General features: G+C 48.3%; 13 protein-coding genes and 1 pseudogene. 10 read left to right on the forward strand and 4 right to left on the reverse strand.

What is annotated here, in order from left to right; translation table 11 throughout:
• The first annotated feature begins 142 nt into the window (after positions 1-142).
• Both AC0VZ8_RS02030 and AC0VZ8_RS02035 read left to right on the forward strand, forming a co-directional pair.
• Complete coding sequence (locus AC0VZ8_RS02030) at positions 143-1,090, forward strand: phosphotransferase enzyme family protein (protein ID WP_475485885.1); 948 nt, start codon at positions 143-145, stop codon at positions 1,088-1,090.
• A gap of 113 nt (positions 1,091-1,203) precedes the next feature.
• The gene (locus AC0VZ8_RS02035) at positions 1,204-1,338 is read left to right on the forward strand and encodes a hypothetical protein (protein ID WP_260066772.1); all 135 of its coding nucleotides are present in this window, start codon (positions 1,204-1,206) and stop codon (positions 1,336-1,338) included.
• Positions 1,339-1,507: 169 nt separating this feature from the next.
• On the opposite strand, the gene AC0VZ8_RS02040 is transcribed toward AC0VZ8_RS02035, so the two are convergent.
• Together AC0VZ8_RS02040 and AC0VZ8_RS02045 are read right to left on the reverse strand one after the other, a co-directional pair.
• Positions 1,508-2,101, reverse strand: a complete 594-nt coding sequence (locus AC0VZ8_RS02040; RefSeq protein WP_475485886.1) for an NAD(P)H oxidoreductase — start codon at positions 2,099-2,101, stop codon at positions 1,508-1,510.
• Positions 2,098-3,102, reverse strand: a complete 1,005-nt coding sequence (locus tag AC0VZ8_RS02045) for a Rossmann-fold NAD(P)-binding domain-containing protein (RefSeq protein WP_475485887.1) — start codon at positions 3,100-3,102, stop codon at positions 2,098-2,100. Before AC0VZ8_RS02045 ends, AC0VZ8_RS02040 begins: the two co-directional genes overlap by 4 nt.
• 179 nt (positions 3,103-3,281) lie before the next feature.
• Here AC0VZ8_RS02045 and AC0VZ8_RS02050 point away from each other — a divergent pair, with 179 nt between their 5' ends.
• The gene (locus AC0VZ8_RS02050) at positions 3,282-3,620 is read left to right on the forward strand and encodes a winged helix-turn-helix transcriptional regulator (protein ID WP_216532872.1); all 339 of its coding nucleotides are present in this window, start codon (positions 3,282-3,284) and stop codon (positions 3,618-3,620) included.
• A gap of 72 nt (positions 3,621-3,692) precedes the next feature.
• Here the strand turns inward: AC0VZ8_RS02050 and AC0VZ8_RS02055 are convergent.
• A protein-coding gene (locus AC0VZ8_RS02055; RefSeq protein WP_475485888.1) for an IS3 family transposase occupies positions 3,693-4,843 on the reverse strand; the annotation gives its coding sequence in 2 pieces (ribosomal slippage) (positions 3,693-4,582 and positions 4,582-4,843; 1,152 coding nt in all).
• Positions 4,844-5,279: 436 nt separating this feature from the next.
• Here AC0VZ8_RS02055 and AC0VZ8_RS02060 point away from each other — a divergent pair.
• Entirely contained in the window at positions 5,280-7,298 is a 2,019-nt protein-coding gene (locus tag AC0VZ8_RS02060; protein ID WP_475485889.1) for a bifunctional diguanylate cyclase/phosphodiesterase, read from the forward strand.
• Positions 7,299-7,400: 102 nt separating this feature from the next.
• Here AC0VZ8_RS02060 and AC0VZ8_RS02065 read toward each other — a convergent pair.
• Positions 7,401-7,835: pseudogene (locus AC0VZ8_RS02065) on the reverse strand (spore photoproduct lyase family protein); the annotation flags it as partial.
• 173 nt (positions 7,836-8,008) lie between these two features.
• On the opposite strand from AC0VZ8_RS02065, the gene AC0VZ8_RS02070 reads away from it, so the two are divergent.
• From AC0VZ8_RS02070 to AC0VZ8_RS02095, 6 genes are all read left to right on the forward strand, one after another.
• Complete coding sequence (locus AC0VZ8_RS02070; protein WP_194540549.1) at positions 8,009-8,761, forward strand: response regulator transcription factor; 753 nt, start codon at positions 8,009-8,011, stop codon at positions 8,759-8,761.
• Positions 8,730-10,379, forward strand: coding sequence for a sensor histidine kinase (locus AC0VZ8_RS02075; RefSeq protein ID WP_475485890.1), 1,650 nt, complete (start codon positions 8,730-8,732; stop codon positions 10,377-10,379). Before AC0VZ8_RS02070 ends, AC0VZ8_RS02075 begins: the two co-directional genes overlap by 32 nt.
• Positions 10,380-10,583: 204 nt before the next feature.
• Entirely contained in the window at positions 10,584-12,221 is a 1,638-nt protein-coding gene (locus tag AC0VZ8_RS02080; RefSeq protein WP_475485891.1) for an extracellular solute-binding protein, read from the forward strand.
• Positions 12,222-12,326: 105 nt separating this feature from the next.
• On the forward strand, positions 12,327-13,277 hold the full coding sequence (locus tag AC0VZ8_RS02085) for an ABC transporter permease (RefSeq protein WP_475485892.1): 951 nt from the start codon (positions 12,327-12,329) through the stop codon (positions 13,275-13,277).
• Between the two features lie 10 nt (positions 13,278-13,287).
• Positions 13,288-14,175, forward strand: a complete 888-nt coding sequence (locus tag AC0VZ8_RS02090) for a carbohydrate ABC transporter permease (RefSeq protein WP_475485893.1) — start codon at positions 13,288-13,290, stop codon at positions 14,173-14,175.
• Between the two features lie 229 nt (positions 14,176-14,404).
• Positions 14,405-15,568, forward strand: a complete 1,164-nt coding sequence (locus tag AC0VZ8_RS02095; RefSeq protein WP_475485894.1) for a GntR family transcriptional regulator — start codon at positions 14,405-14,407, stop codon at positions 15,566-15,568.
• Positions 15,569-15,679 lie beyond the last annotated feature (111 nt).

The raw sequence follows: 15,679 nt of genomic DNA on the forward strand, positions 1-15,679 counted from the left end.
TGTTATAACAATTATACATCGCCTGAGAAATAAGATAAATATTCTTGTAGTAGCGGTTAAATGCAGGAGCAGGCTATCCATATGCAGAAATCAATGGTCATTGAATGCTTGATCACCCGGATGGTGAAGGGAGGCGATGCAAATGGAACGAAGAAGGGAACTTATGGCAGCCGCTGTAAACAGGTTCGGACTCTTGGAGCGGGATCGACTTCAGACGCATTTTTCCGAACACAGCCTTGTCTGTTCTTATCGTAAGGGTGCGGAGACCGTGTATGTACGCTTGACCGACGAGTCCCATAAACCGTATGTAAAGATTTCAGGCGAGGTGCAGTGGGTCGAGTTTCTCGGGAGAAACGGCGTTTGCGTTGCGAGGCCGCATCACTCGGCGGCAGGAAATCTTGCGGAGCGGATTCGGACGGAGGATCATGACTATACGGCGGTCTGTTATGAGGAAGCCAAGGGGCGTCCGGTCGGGGAGAACGATGCCAATGAGAGCTTATACGGGCAAATGGGCCAATTCATGGGGCGCATGCACGACATCGCCAAGAGGTACATCCATCTGGATCCCGTTACAAGACGGCCCGATTGGTCGGATGAGGCGGAAAAAGTTCGACGTATTGATTTACCGCCATCCGAGAAAGAGATCACCCTTCGTTATCAGGCATTGCTCCATTATATATCGGAGCTTCCGATCGCTGAGGGCGCTTATGGACTGATCCATGCGGATTTTCATTTCGGCAATTTTTTCGTGCATGAGGATTCATTGTGTCTGATTGATTTTGATGCGAGCCGATATTCATGGTTCGTGGATGACATTGCGGTGGCCGCGTTTTTCTCAGGTTTAACCGAAGGAGCCGATTCGGACCCGGACAGGTTTCTGATCCCGTTCCTGGAAGGATACCGTCTGGAGCATCATCTGGAGGAGAAATGGCTTCGAGAAATCCCGTATTTCATGAAGCTGAGAGAAATGGGTCGGTATATCAAGCTGTTCCATGCCTGCGGCGGAGCATTCGACAAACTCCATCCGTGGGGGCAGTGGTATATGAAAGGGCGTAAGGAAACGATTTTACGAAGCTTTCCGGCCATTTAATAAACGCAGCCTTGGTTCGAAAGACGGAACCAGGGCTTTTTTAATTTGTGTAAAAACCCGCCGCGGTTGATTCCATCGTGAAGGCGAAGCTCTTGAAAGAAGGAACAATGTGCATGCACGATCGGCAGTCTAAAAAAGGCCCGGAATTCAGTTATGAAGAAGCATTAAATAAGACGCATGAAGGACTAGCCGTTGCCAGTGGAGAATGCAACGAGATGACCAAGGTAGATTATGGTTCGGAGAATTGAATGTAGAGTTGTTTTATCAGTGGTTGATGCAGACTATATTTCACCGATTCTGCTGACGTATCAAAATGGCATGAGGTCGAACGATCAGTAGTACATAAAAAAATCGACCTCACTTGAGGTCGATTTTTTTATGATTTTTAAATTAGGCTCTGCTTCTATTATAAAGCAATCATTTCACGCTCACTCCAGAATCGGCATAATGCAATCCCAGCTGATAAGCTCGTTCGAGCAAACTCTCCATATGCTCCGGTCTGGCCTCTAGCGTATCATAGAAGAATTCCACTCGGGAATTCTTGATTCCGGAGTAGTCGGCCATTCCAATATTGAGGGAAAGGGATAACATCTGATCATAGTCCCGCTTGGCAAAATGATCCTCCGAAGCCCCTGCTAACGCAAGCCATAACACCTGTTGGTGATGAAGCTTTGAGCCGCCGCCGTAAGCGAAGCCATGATTCCAGACACGGTCGATATACCCTTTCAGCATGGCAGGGACTCCGTACCACCATACCGGGAAGATATAGGCCAGCGCGTCGTGCTCCTTCATCCGTGCGATTTCGGCCTCAACCTCAGGAGAATAGATCTTCGAAGGATCAGACCAATCGGGTTCGTCTGCCTCCCACAGGACCGGATCGAAACCGATGCGGTGGAGGTCCAGAATTTCCGCTTCATGCCCGGCGTCCCTAAGCCCTTGTACAAACTTATCGGTAACTGCAAAAGTAAAGGAATTTTCACGTGGATGTGTAACAACTGTTAATACCTTCATGAGGGTTCACCTTCTCTTTCTTCTCTTCGAATTTGAATGCCAAATTGTTCAATACGTGCCATTGCAGTTTCAAGAGAAACCAGCGTTTCCGGTAGATAGAAGCCTCCGGGAGCAGGAGGCGAGCCATCCCAGCCCAGAATGCGCTCAATAGACAGGAGAATACCGAGGGCCGTAAAATGCGCCTGTCCCTTCGGATCGGTCAACGTGATTCTCCGTTTCGCGTAACGGCCGTCAAGAAGTACGCCTTCAAGGTCAATGTAGAGGTCTTGGGAGGCTCTGCCTCCAGCCCGTGTTCCTATGGAGTCATGGATGGCAAAGTCGAATCGAATATTAGGCGCTCCCGTAACAGCCGCGAGGCTTGGAACATCCAATAAACTCATGGGATGGCCTTCTACCCGGGAACCATTAGAAAGACTTATGCTTCTCGGATACCTTGCAGCCTCAACCCATTTCCATTTCCCGTTTTCCCGGATAAGGGCACGGTTGATAAACCCTTCGGTATCTTCCAGCGTCATAGGGCCCATCGGATCGCGTTCATCATAATGACCAGCCAAGCCGATCGATTGGACGCTTTGGAAAGACTTCGCCTCCTGATATACGACCAAGGTCGGAATCCCTGCTTGCGAATGTCCCAGAGGGACAATGGGTGCTTGAGGGGGATGACTTTGCATGGCGAATAGCATAGGTGTCAGCTCGTCGGCAAGCTTCGTGATTCCGATATGTGCAATTCCTTTTGCAAGGGCTGCTTGAATGAGGAAGTCGGCCGGATCCTGAATCGTAGAAACGATGAGGTCGGCTTGATCCAGCTCCCCTGGAGCCAGACCCTGGCGGATATCTAAAAAAGCGGTGCGGGCGTTTCCTAGCTCCTGTACCAATAAGCTCCCCTTCTCGGGATTCCTTCCGGCGAGAATAATCTCGGTTTCTTGATTGATCGTTCGGATACGCCGGGCAACGGCACTCCCGATTACGCCATAACCTCTGGCAATGTAAATACGCTGCATGTTATTTCACCCCCATGTTTTTATGATGCAGTACTGGTATAAGGGGATTATGTAACATATAATGACGGAAAGGAAGTACGCACTTAATTGTTCTATAAGCACCTAAAAGTATCATTAGTACCCTAAAGTGCCTGTTGTCAGAGATATGCCACTTACGTTCAAAAAGGAGAGAAGTTCTTATGAATGGGGAGCGACAATACAATATTCCGTCTGAGGCGACCATGGACGTCATCGGCGGCAAGTGGAAGGTCATTGTGCTGTGTCACTTAAGTTATGGCCCCAAGCGAACGAGTGAAATTAAGAAGCAGATGCCGGATATTACGCAGAAAATGTTAACCCAGACGCTGCGGGAGCTGGAGGAGGACGGGATTATCACGCGAACGGTCTTTAATCAAGTGCCGCCTAAGGTCGTGTACGAGCTGAGTGAAATGGGCGTTTCGCTGCAACCGATCCTTGATCAAATCTGTGAATGGGGCGAGATGTACTTGAATGGGAAAGCGAAGGTAGTTACACCTTGAGGACAGACAAAATAAAAGCTGCTGACCTGGTCATAGCCCCGTCAAGTAGACAATAAAAAAAGAGAAATTTTATTAAGCGGCGTCTTTCTCCCGAAACTCAATTGGGGAGAGGTCGCCCAGTTTGTTTTGGAAACGTTCCTTGTTGTAAAACAAAATGTACTCCGTGATTTGGCTCCTGGCTTGCTCCAGATTCTGAGGCTTCTCCAAATACAACTTCTCCGTCTTTAAGTGGGAGAAGAACGACTCAATACAAGCATTGTCATAGCAGTTCCCACGCCTGGAATGGCTTCCTGTTAGCTTCTTCTCTTCAAGCAACTGGGCATAGCTTTGTGTTGTATATTGAAACCCTTGGTCCGAATGGAGCAAGGTAGGTCCACATTTCAGTTTCTTCACCGTGTCTGTAACGAGTTTTAAGTCATTTCGTTCGGAGAGTTCCCAGGCCACAATCTCGTTGTTATACAGATCCATCACCACCGAGAGATAAGCAAACTCATGTCCAATCCGGACATACGTAATATCCGTCACCAGCTTCTGCTCAGGAGCCGTAGCCCTAAATTCTCGATTCAAGACATTACGAAACAGGACTGACGGTTTCCGGCCAGCAAAGGGACGCTTCTTGCGAATCACGGAGCGAATATGAAGTTCTCTCATCAAGCGACGCACCTTTTTGTGATTCACCACCAAGCCTTCTTTTCCTAAAGCAGTTCGCATACGTTTGTAACCGAAATAAGGACGAAGCCGATGAATGCCCAAAATGTGTGCTTTCAGATCCGCATCCCGGTCTGCTCGTTTCTCTCTAAGGATAGCGTTCTTTTTCCATTTGTAGTAACCTGCACGTGAAATTTCAGCGATCCTACACAGCCAAACCACGGGAGCCCATTTGCTTATTTCTTGAATGGACTGGCACCGGGCTTCGAAATCCAGCTTCCCTCCCCGTGTAAGTTCGGATTGAGCTTTTTTAGATATTCTACCTGCGCTTTCAGATAAGCATTTTCTTCTTCTGCACTGCTAAAATGCTTCTTCGTCCAGCGTCCCCGGTAATCCTCAAAACTCTCTCCGTCCTGGCTTTTACGTACCCATGTGATAATCTGGCTCTCACTTTTAATTCCAAACTTCTCCATAATCCGGCTGTACGCCCAACCTTCTTCCACTCGCAAACGAACGGCCTCTTTCTTCGTTTCTTCACTATATCGATTAAAAGTTTGACCTTTCTTCGCTGGCATAACAAAAATCCCCTCCGGTATCCAGTGTTTGAGTTCATTGTAACATGTCCTCTTTTTTCACTGTCTACCATCAGGGGATAATACCAACCTAATAAAGGCCCTGCAGCTTTTTTTATTTTCCAAATAGAGTGTTGTCGCTCATCATTTCTCATAGGGCAGAGGATAAGTCGAGATACCCGCAGAATAATTTAGTTCTTTAGACTCATCTCGATTCGGGAGCGTTCGAACATTTCTCTGTTTGTCGAGAAATTGAATAGTTACTAAAGATATAATATGGATATGGTGCAGGGCTGGGAAGCCGCGGAAATAAACATTGTTTTTTTCTGATATGCACCGGGGCGAGTCACCGTGAATTAATAGAAACGTTATCCGCTAGGAAACGTATGATCTTCATAGGACTTAAGAATTACTCACAAAAGGGGTGTGTACAGCTCAGATGGACGGCAATTATAACTATTATATTGTTGGGCTCTCAATTGCGATTGCTATACTTGCTTCATACTCGGCTTTAAATATTACGTCGAAAATTTCGGATGCGAACGGCAAATCCAAGTTTTTTTGGCTTTTCGGCGGGGCCATGGTCATGGGAAGCGGCATTTGGTCCATGCATTTTGTCGGCATGCTGGCGATGCACATGAATATGAATGTGAGATACGATGTCTTTCTGACCATCATGTCGATGCTCGTCAGCGTGGTTTCCTCCTTCATCGCGTTTTATATTACGATGCCCAGAAATATAAACTGGTTCAAAATCGCCATTGGCGGCTTCATTATGGGAAGCGGCATCGTTGCCATGCATTACATGGGAATGGAGGCCATGGTCATACATGCCGAAATTAGTTATGATCCCGGCATTTGGGTACTGTCCGCCATCATTGCATTGGTAGCCTCCTATGCGGCTTTATTATTGTTTCTCCGTTTTCGGAACCATCCCAAATCCAGCATTCTCAAGTGGGGTTCGGCGGTTGTCATGGGCTTCGCCGTATGCGGAATGCATTATACAGGAATGAAAGCTGCACAGTTTGAGGCTCATACCGGTATGCTTACGCAGCAGCCGCAGTCTGTGGATTTTCTGCTTCTGTATGGTGTAACGGTCGCGATTTTTGCCATCCTGCTGATCTCCTGGGGGGCGATGTTCTTTGATCGGCATGTGCTGGAAAAGCTGGCCTATCAGGATACGATCACGGGATTGCCTAATCGCAATGAAATGAATCGATTCTTCGAGACGAATTCCGAGACAGAGCAGATTACGATTCTGTTTCTGGATTTGGACCAATTTAAGGCGATCAACGATACGCTGGGTCACAATGTTGGGGATTTGCTGGTCCAGGAAGTAGGTAAGCGACTGCGTCAATTCATTGGAAACGGCCAGCAGGTATTCCGGATCGGCGGGGACGAATTTCTGATTATTCTGAAGCAAAGCGACCCCGTATACGCCCAGCATTTAGCTGACGATATACTCCAACAAATAAAAAACGTGTACTATATTGACGGTAACGAGTTGTATGTGACGGTGAGTATCGGAATCAGCATCGGCTCCGTCCATAGCTCTGACCGTACGACGCTGCTCAAGAATGCAGATACCGCCATGTATAAAGCGAAGGGACTCGGCAAGAATCAACAGTGCCTCTATGACGAGGCGATGGGTCTTCAAGAGGTTCGCAAAATGGAATTGGAGAAGGACCTGCAACGAGCGCTTGAACTGAAGGAGTTCTTCATTGTGTATCAGCCCAAATGGAATGTGCAAAGTGATCGCTTGGTCGGATTCGAGGCGCTGCTCCGCTGGAAGCACCCCCGCTTAGGCGTGATATCCCCGCTTGAATTCATTCCGATTGCCGAAGAGACGGGGCTCATTATACCGATGACCCGATGGACGCTTGAGGAAGCGTGCAAACAGTGCAGAATTTGGCAGGAGAGAGGGATTGTCCAGCCGGTCTCGGTGAATTTATCGGTTCGTTTATTCCATGGCGACAATCTGCTGGAGCTTATTCAGAACGTGCTGGATAAGGCGAATCTGGAACCTCGCTTATTAGAGCTTGAGATAGCGGAGTCCATGGTGCTGCACGATGTCAATGATATTATCCGCCAGCTTGGGAATATCAGGTCCCTGGGGGTTAAGGTCTCCATGGATGATTTCGGAACCGGCTATTCCTCGATTGGGCTCCTGGACCGGATTCCAATTGATGCTTTAAAGCTGGACCGACAGTTTACCAATGATTTGGACACGCCCAGCAAGCGTGCCATCGTTAACGCCATCGTTCTTATGGCAGAGAATTTGAATCTGGATGTCATTGCGGAAGGTGTAGAGAACAAGGAGCATATCGACTTTTTGACCGGACTTGGCTGCCATGTCATGCAGGGTTATTATTACGGAAAGCCGATGGATATCAATGAGATTAAGGTTTGGATGTACGAGCAAGATCACAAGAACGAAGAGATCGTGACCCTGGGATGAAAAATAGATACAGATCATACGAATAACGGGCACCGTGAGGTGTCCGTTATGTTGTTGAAGGAACATAATAAACCCTGCCTCGGGCCCCTCAAGTTTCTGCCATTAAACAAAATAGGCAATTTTCGCAAAAGAAAAATATTCTCTGATCCCCCTCTCGAACAACTGCTAGAAAACCCCCACAGTTTCGGCCTTATAAACATATTTGAATTTCCCGTATCTCCCCCATTTTAACTGCCGATCTTCCTCGTCCATATTCAGTTTGGTTTTGGGGTAACGCTTTAAAATCGTGTTTTTGGCCGTTTTGGTAAAGCGGTGCTGAATGAGCTCGAACGTCAGATCGTTGACCTCCACATGGCTCAATCGCGCATGAGGCTTCTGTAACAAATGCCAGTATCCCTCTTGCCATCCGTCATATTTGACGATTGGGGCAATGATGAAACCTAACGGATACCCGGCTTCGGCAATTTTGCCCGCTGCTTCAATTCGTTCATCGAAGGAAGAGGTACCCGGTTCAAAATAACGGGTCACGTAGTCGGCAATCATGCATTGTCGAAGTAAGCAAAAGGCTTGACGGCTGCACGGTCTTAAACATGATTTTGAAAGCCCTTTCCTGAAACTGTGATATACTACGACAAAACAGGTATACCATTATAACAACCTATATTTCCCTATATCAGCCCCATACTTTCACCAGCAAAGGAGATTGTCTGATGTTTAATGTTCTTATTGTTGACGATGAGTCCATTCAAAGAGAAGGCATTAAGGATTTGATCTTTCAGTACCGCTTCCCCTTTCAGGTATTGGAAGCCGAGAACGGAATGAGTGCAAAGCGAATTCTGCTGCAAAACGCGATTGACATCCTGATCACCGACGTCAGAATGCCTCTTATGGACGGACTGGAACTGAGCAAGCAAGCCCGAAAGACCCAGCAGGATTTAAAAATTGTCATCTGCAGCGGGTATGACGAATTTGAGTATGCCCGCAGCGCTATCCGATTGGGCGTGGTAAATTACTTGCTCAAACCGCTTGTCAGGGAAGAGTTTCTGCAGGTGATGGAGGATATTACACAGATCAGTCCTTATGGCGGGGAGCTTGAACAGGTTACGATCGAATCGAAGGTCATCCGTCAGGTTAAAGACTATGTGAAGGATCATCACCAGCGGGATATTTCGTTGTCGGATGCCGCCGAGGATGTGTACCTGTCTCCGGGGTATTTGAGCATTTTATTTAAAAAAGAAACCGGGGAGAACTTCTCGAAGTATTTGACCGACTACCGCCTGCGGAGGGCAAGCTATCTACTGAAACACTCAAATATGAAAGTCAATGATATTGCAGGAGCGGTGGGTATCGACAACCACTCTTATTTTGCTAAGCTGTTCAAGAGCAAGTTCGGCGTAAGTCCATTACAATACAGAGAGTGCGGGGTGCTCCATGATCGGATGGATAAAGAGCAAGTTCAATGATATCCGGTTCCGCAACAAGCTGCTGTTGTCCCATCTCATCATTGCACTCATTCCGATTCTATTGCTAGGACTGCTCTCCTTTATCCAGTCCTACCGCATTCAGATGAAGGAATTACGGAGCGAAGCGGAAGCCAGCCTGGAACAGGTGGCCAACATAATGGATTATAAGATCAACCGGTACAATACGCTGAGCGAGTTCATGGTACTGAACCGGGAGTTATCGCAAATTTTCATTAAGGACTACGAAGAGAACTATTTTAACATGTACCTGGATATCCGGGACATTCTGGAGCCATTGATCTCGAACATTCGGCTAATGGATGATGATATTGAGGCCATTACCTTTTATACATCCGGAGAACTGCTCGGAATTCGCGATAATATTTTGCCCATCGAGGAACTCAAGAGCAAGTCTTGGTACGATGGATTTCGCGGAAGGCGCTGGATTGTGGACGGGGAGAAGTTGTATCTCGTCCAGGAATTGATCAGCAATCCCAAGGACAGCAATTTCATGGTGATTTCCATTCAGCATGACAGCATCTTTGCGGATATGGACAAACTGTCGGAGCATGTAGCGGTTCATATCGAGGATGCTGAGCAGCGTGTGATTTTCAAGGAAAGGAAGGAGTCCGATGCTTCAGCCGATTTGGAGAGTGGGGAGACGGGCGGTCTGAACCTAAGCCGGTCGCTCGCCAATAATGGATGGACGATTCACTATAATCTGCTGAATACGAATGCATATGCAAATGCACTGGGTATTTTTCAAATTACGTTGTTTGTCATGATCCTCAGCTTGATCATTACATTTCTGCTCATTTATGTGATCTCCAACAACTTTACGCGCCGAATTATCCATATCAAGAACAAGGTAGACAAGGTGGAGCAGAATAACCTCGAGGTGATTATCCAGAGCTCATCTCGGGACGAGTTCGGCGAGTTGACCAATGGCATCGGCAAAATGCTGAAACGGATTAACAGTCTAATCTCCCAGGTGTATCAAGCGGAAATCGCCAAGAGGGAAAGCGAATATAACAAGCTGATTAATCAGATTAATCCGCACTTCCTATACAACACCCTCTCCTTTATTCGGTGGAGGGCCGAGAAGAAAGCGGATATCGAAACGAGTTATATGGTATCGGCATTGGCCCGGTTCTATAGAACGACGCTGAATCAGGGGAGACAGTTGGCTACGATCAAGGATGAGGTGCAGCACATCAAGGCTTATCTGGATTTGCAGCTTATCATGAACGATGGCCGATTTGACGTGGATTACCATATCGATGAAGAAGTATTAGATACCGAGATCATTCATTTTATTCTGCAGCCGATCGTGGAGAATGCCATCAAGCACGGTTTTGTGGAGGCTGGAGGGGCAGATTACCACATTCATATTGGGGTTAGCCGGGTCGAAGGGGGCATGAAACTTATCGTCAGCGATAACGGGGTGGGCATGACTCCCGCGCAGGCGGCGAGGCTGCTGGCCGGGGAGAGCGGCGGCTGCGGCGTTCGGAACGTGAACGACCGGATCAAGCTGTATTACGGACTGGAGTACGGACTCGATATTCATAGCGAACCAGGCAGCGGAACGGAAGTATCCATGGTTATTCCGGCCTGCTGAACAGCGAGCGTTATTCCATCCACTATCCATCGTGTTGATAATGAAAGCGGTGTGCTGAGGCAGCCGCTTTTTTGGGGTTTGAAGTTGAGAACAAGGAAGGTCATGAAAAAAGTGATACATATCCAAAAAATGTTGCATATACGCCAATTATGAAACCGCATACAATTTGGTTATCAACAAAACGAGAGAAAAGGGGATGACAGGATGAACAAGCGTAAAAAGATGGCTTCGCTACTGCTCGGGTGCATGATGCTGACTGTATTCAGCGGCTGCGGCGGGAGCGCTGGGGACAGCGCACAGCCGCAAATTTCAGAACAGGACTTTGAGCCTTACGGGAAATACGAAACGCCGGTGGAATTTACGATCGGCCGGAATACCAATCATGTGAACAACCTGCCTCCCGGCGATACGATTGAGGACAATTTGGCTACCCGCTATGTGGAAGACCGGGTGAACGTAAAAGCTAAGGTGGCTTGGGAGACGGACGATATGGATCAGAAGCTGTCGCTGTCGATGACAACGGGCGATCTGCCGGATGTTATGCTGGTCAGCCGCGATATCTTCAACCAGCTGGTGGATAACGACCTGATTGCCGATATGACGGAGGTGTACGAGAAGACCGCATCCGACGGCGTCAAGAATATCTACGCTTCTTATGGCGACTTGCTGCTGGACCAAGTCAAGGTGGACGGTAAAATCATGGGCCTTCCGATGACGAATATCGGAAACCAGCACCAACTGCTGTGGGTACGGAAGGACTGGGTGGATAAAGTCGGCGCACAGATGCCGGAATCCGTTGAGGATGTATGGAATCTCGCCAGAACGTTCGTAGAGAAGGACGCCTCGGGAACAGGCAAAACGGTTGGGATGGTGATGGATGCCAATGCCATGAACTTTACACCCGTTTTTGCTGCACGCGGTGCTTTTCCAATGAATTGGATCGAGAAGGATGGCCAGGTTGTGTATGGATCGGTTCAGCCCGAGATGAAGCAAGCGTTGGCGGAGCTGAGCGCCATGTACAAAGAAGGTCTGATTGATAAACAGTTCGCCGTCCGAACGAATGAAGAGAAGGAAGCGCTTGTGATCAACGGGCAGGCAGGGATACTGTTTAACCCATGGTGGATCGGCTACACCAACTACAAGGATTCCATCAAGCAGGATCCCGATGCTGTCTGGGTTGCTGTATCGGCACCCATGGATGAGAACGGCAAGTTCAAGACCATCCGTCAGGATCCGGTGGGCGGCGGTATCGTCGTAGTCAAGAAGGATTTCGCCCATCCCGAAGCGATCATGAAATCGGTCAATCTAACAACGGATTTCCTGTACTCCTTAACCAATGATGCGGTCAATTATAAGAAAGAGCACCCCGATGAGATGCTGACAGACGCAAGCCGCTGGAATAATGATCCGACACAAATTCCGATGCAAGTGGATTATGACGATGTGTTGAAACGTTATTACGAGGATCTGATGAAGGCGGATGAATCCGGTGATGCTTCCTCCGTGCAGGAAGATCGGGTGGTGTCCTTCAAGGCGTATCAGGAATTCAAGGAAAAAGGAAATGCCATCGACGTGAACACATACGGCGAATACCTCTCCCGCATTGAAGGCCAGCGCGAAGCGAATAATCCGAATCTGGAAGTGATTCCTGCCGGCTTCTATGGAACCACCGAGACGATGAAGCTGAAGTGGGCCAACCTCCAAAAGCTCGAAGAGGAGACCATATTGAAAATTATTATGGGACAAGCTCCCGTTGATGAATTCGATAAGTTCGTGGACACCTGGAAGCGTACCGGAGGGGATGAGATTACGGAAGAGGTCAACGAGATGAGCAGTAGATAAAGATAGCATGGGCCTTGGCGCGGAGGGCTATGGTGGTCAGCCGCGCGGGCTTTTTTATTCGATAAGACTTGTCCTGACAGGGACATGATGGAGGTGAAGCGGACGATGGCGCAAGTGGAAACAACCGTCAATCAAGAGCCGGAAGTACGATACCGGAGGAAAAAGAAACGTAAAACCTTTGACGAAATGACCTATCATGCGATGCTGCTGCCTGGCATGGCCATGCTGTTCATTTTCTCGATTGTGCCGATGTTCGGGGTGGTCATGGCTTTTCAGAAGTTCATCCCCGCAAAAGGAATACTCGGTTCCGCATGGGCAGGTCTCGACAATTTCGCGTATATGTTTCAATTGCCGGATGCCAAGCAGATCTTCGTCAATACGCTGGTCATCGCGGTCGGGAAGATTGTTCTCGGATTGATTGTGCCGATTGTATTCGCCTTGCTGCTTAATGAGGTGCGTCTGAAGCTTTTCAAAAGCACGATTCAAACCATTGTGTATTTGCCGCATTTTATGTCATGGGTGGTCCTGGGCACGATGCTGACCATGATCTTTTCCTTTGACGGCATGATTAACAATTTCCTTGAGTTTCTGGGGCTGGAGCGGATCATGTTTCTGGCAAGCAACGACTGGTTCAGGCCGCTGCTCATCGTGACGGATACCTGGAAGGAATTCGGTTACGGGACGATTGTCTATTTGGCTGCATTGACGGCGATTAATCCGGCTTTGTATGAATCCGCCGCAATGGACGGCGCAAGCCGCTGGAAGCAGACCCTGAATATCACGCTGCCGGGCATGTTTCCGACGATCATCCTGCTGGGCACGCTGAGTCTCGGCAATGTGCTCAATGCGGGATTTGACCAGGTGTTCAACCTGTATAATCCGCTGGTCTACGAGACGGGCGATATTATCGATACGTTTGTGTACCGCATGGGTTTGATCAATATGCAGTATTCGTTCGCAACGGCAATTGGACTGATGAAGTCGGTCATCAGCTTTGTACTGATCGTGATTTCCTACAGGCTGGCATCGAGGTATGCGGGGTACAGAATTTTCTAGGAGGGTTAGCATGATTCAATCGAAAACATTAGGATCCAGGCTATCCCGCCTGATGATTATGTTCGCTTTGGTGCTCATTACGTTTGTGTCGCTGGCCCCCATCGTCAACACGATCATGGTGTCCGTCAGCAGCAGTACGGCCGTTAATGCAGGACGCGTCTATTTCTTCCCGGTGGAGCTGAACTTCTCTTCCTACGGGCAGATCCTGAATGACACGAAGTTTTGGAAGGCGTTCCTCATATCCGTGGAACGGGTGCTGCTTGGGGGAGCGATCAACATGATCTTAACCATCCTTATGGCTTACCCATTGTCACGGAGCGTCACGCAGTTCCGATCGAGAAACAAATACATGTGGATTATCGTGTTTACAATGCTCTTCAGTGGAGGAATCGTCCCCTGGTATATGGTGATCAGCAAGCTGGGGTTGATCAACAGCATCTGGGCGTTGGTTCTGCCGGGTGCGGTTCCAGTCTTCAACGTGATTCTCCTGATGAACTTCTTCAAGGGAATTCCGAAGGAGCTGGAGGAGGCCGCATTCATTGACGGTGCCGGTCCGCTGAAAATCCTGCTCAAGATCTTCATCCCGATCTCCATGCCCAGTCTGGCGACCATTACGCTGTTTGTCATCGTCGGTCACTGGAACAATTTCTTTGACGGGATCATCCTGATCAATGACAGCGAGAAAATACCGCTTCAGACTTATCTGCAGCAGCTCAGCCTGACGCGCGACCAGATGCAGAATCTCTCGGTCGAACAGCTTCAGCAGTTCAATAAAATCTCCAACACGACCCTGAACTCTGCCAAAATTCTGGTCTCTATGGTTCCGATTCTGCTCATCTATCCATTTTTGCAGCGTTATTTAATCCACGGAATCGTCCTGGGGGCCGTGAAGGAATAGTTCAATACACGGAGTAGGTAGTCGACAGGGGAACAGCGCTTCTGCATGAATCTTTCGGAGCGAAAGATCATGCGGCGCTGTTTTGTCATGAATGGGATTGTTTAGAGGGGAATGATGATATGATTATTTTTCTAAGTGGATATCCGCGCAACATGGACAAATTAAATATATCATGTTATATTGTTATATGAATTAGCATGTTTTGGAGTACCGTTGGAGGGATATCAATTTGAAAGACGCAGCTTCCGCAAAGCCGATGTATGAACAGATTTTTAACGAGATGAAGCGAAAGATCTCCACACATATTTTCCGCATTGGCGATAAAGTCCCTTCGGAGAAGGAACTCGCGGACGAATACGGAGTTAGTCGAATTACAAGCAAGAAGGCATTAGATATGCTGGCGGCTGAAGGCGTGATTGTGCGTAAACCGGGCAAGGGATCCTTCGTAGCTGACCCGGATGAGCCCGTGGCACAGAGGGAAACATATTCCTCAGAAGGTGGAGTTGTCAGAGCAGCTAGCCAAGAGAAGATGATCGGTCTTGTCATTACAGACTTTTCTTCAAGCTACGGAACACGTCTTGTCTACAGCATGGAGCAGTATTCAAGGGAGAATGACTGTTTTCTGGTACTGCGCAGAACGTTTGGAGACCAGGATAATGAGGAATTATCCATTCAGAAGCTGCGCAATCTCGGCGTGAACGGTCTCATCGTTTTTCCCGCTCAGGGGGAATATTTCAATGCCGAAATATTGAAGCTGGTCATTGCCCGTTTTCCGCTTGTCCTGATTGATCGTAAGCTGAAGGGAGTCGCAGCGGCTTCCATCAGTACAGATAATCTGGGAGCAGCCGTTCAGGCAGTGGAGCATTTATTTGATTTGGGACACCGTTACATATCCCTGCTGTCTCCTCCGCCGAGGGACACGACAGCGGTTGAAGAGCGGATTGAAGGGTTCGTGCAGGCTCATGCCGCTCGGGGCATCGCGTTTGATAAGGAGATCTGGATTAGCGACGTGACGGCTACTTTGCCTAATGCCTTCCACGAGAGCAATATTGAACGGGAAATCCAGCGGATCGTGCAGCACTTGCAGGATCACCCGGCAATTACTGCTTTTTTTGCGATCGAATATAACATTGCTTTGCTGGCCAAGGTCGCGGCAGAGCGCCTTGGTTTGCGGGTACCGGAGGATTTATCCATCGTATGCTTTGACAGTCCGCAGCTAAATATCGGTGAGGGCTATTTGTTTACTCATATGCGGCAGAACGAGGAAGAAATGGGGAGGCTGGCGATTGAGACGGTACTTGGCATCATGAATCACGATGATGTAGCAGTCGAGAAGCGATTGCCTGCGGAATTGGTGGTTGGAGCATCTACCGGTCCTGTAAAGAGTCAGTGAAGTCGATATATTTGTATTATTGTCCGCTATAGATATACATGAACAAACCATGCGCTCGCGTAAGTGCGAGCGCATGGTTTGTTGTTTTTCTTCTGAGGGGATGACGGATTT

It is taken from the genome of Paenibacillus sp. QJM3NY_38 (genome assembly GCF_056173265.1).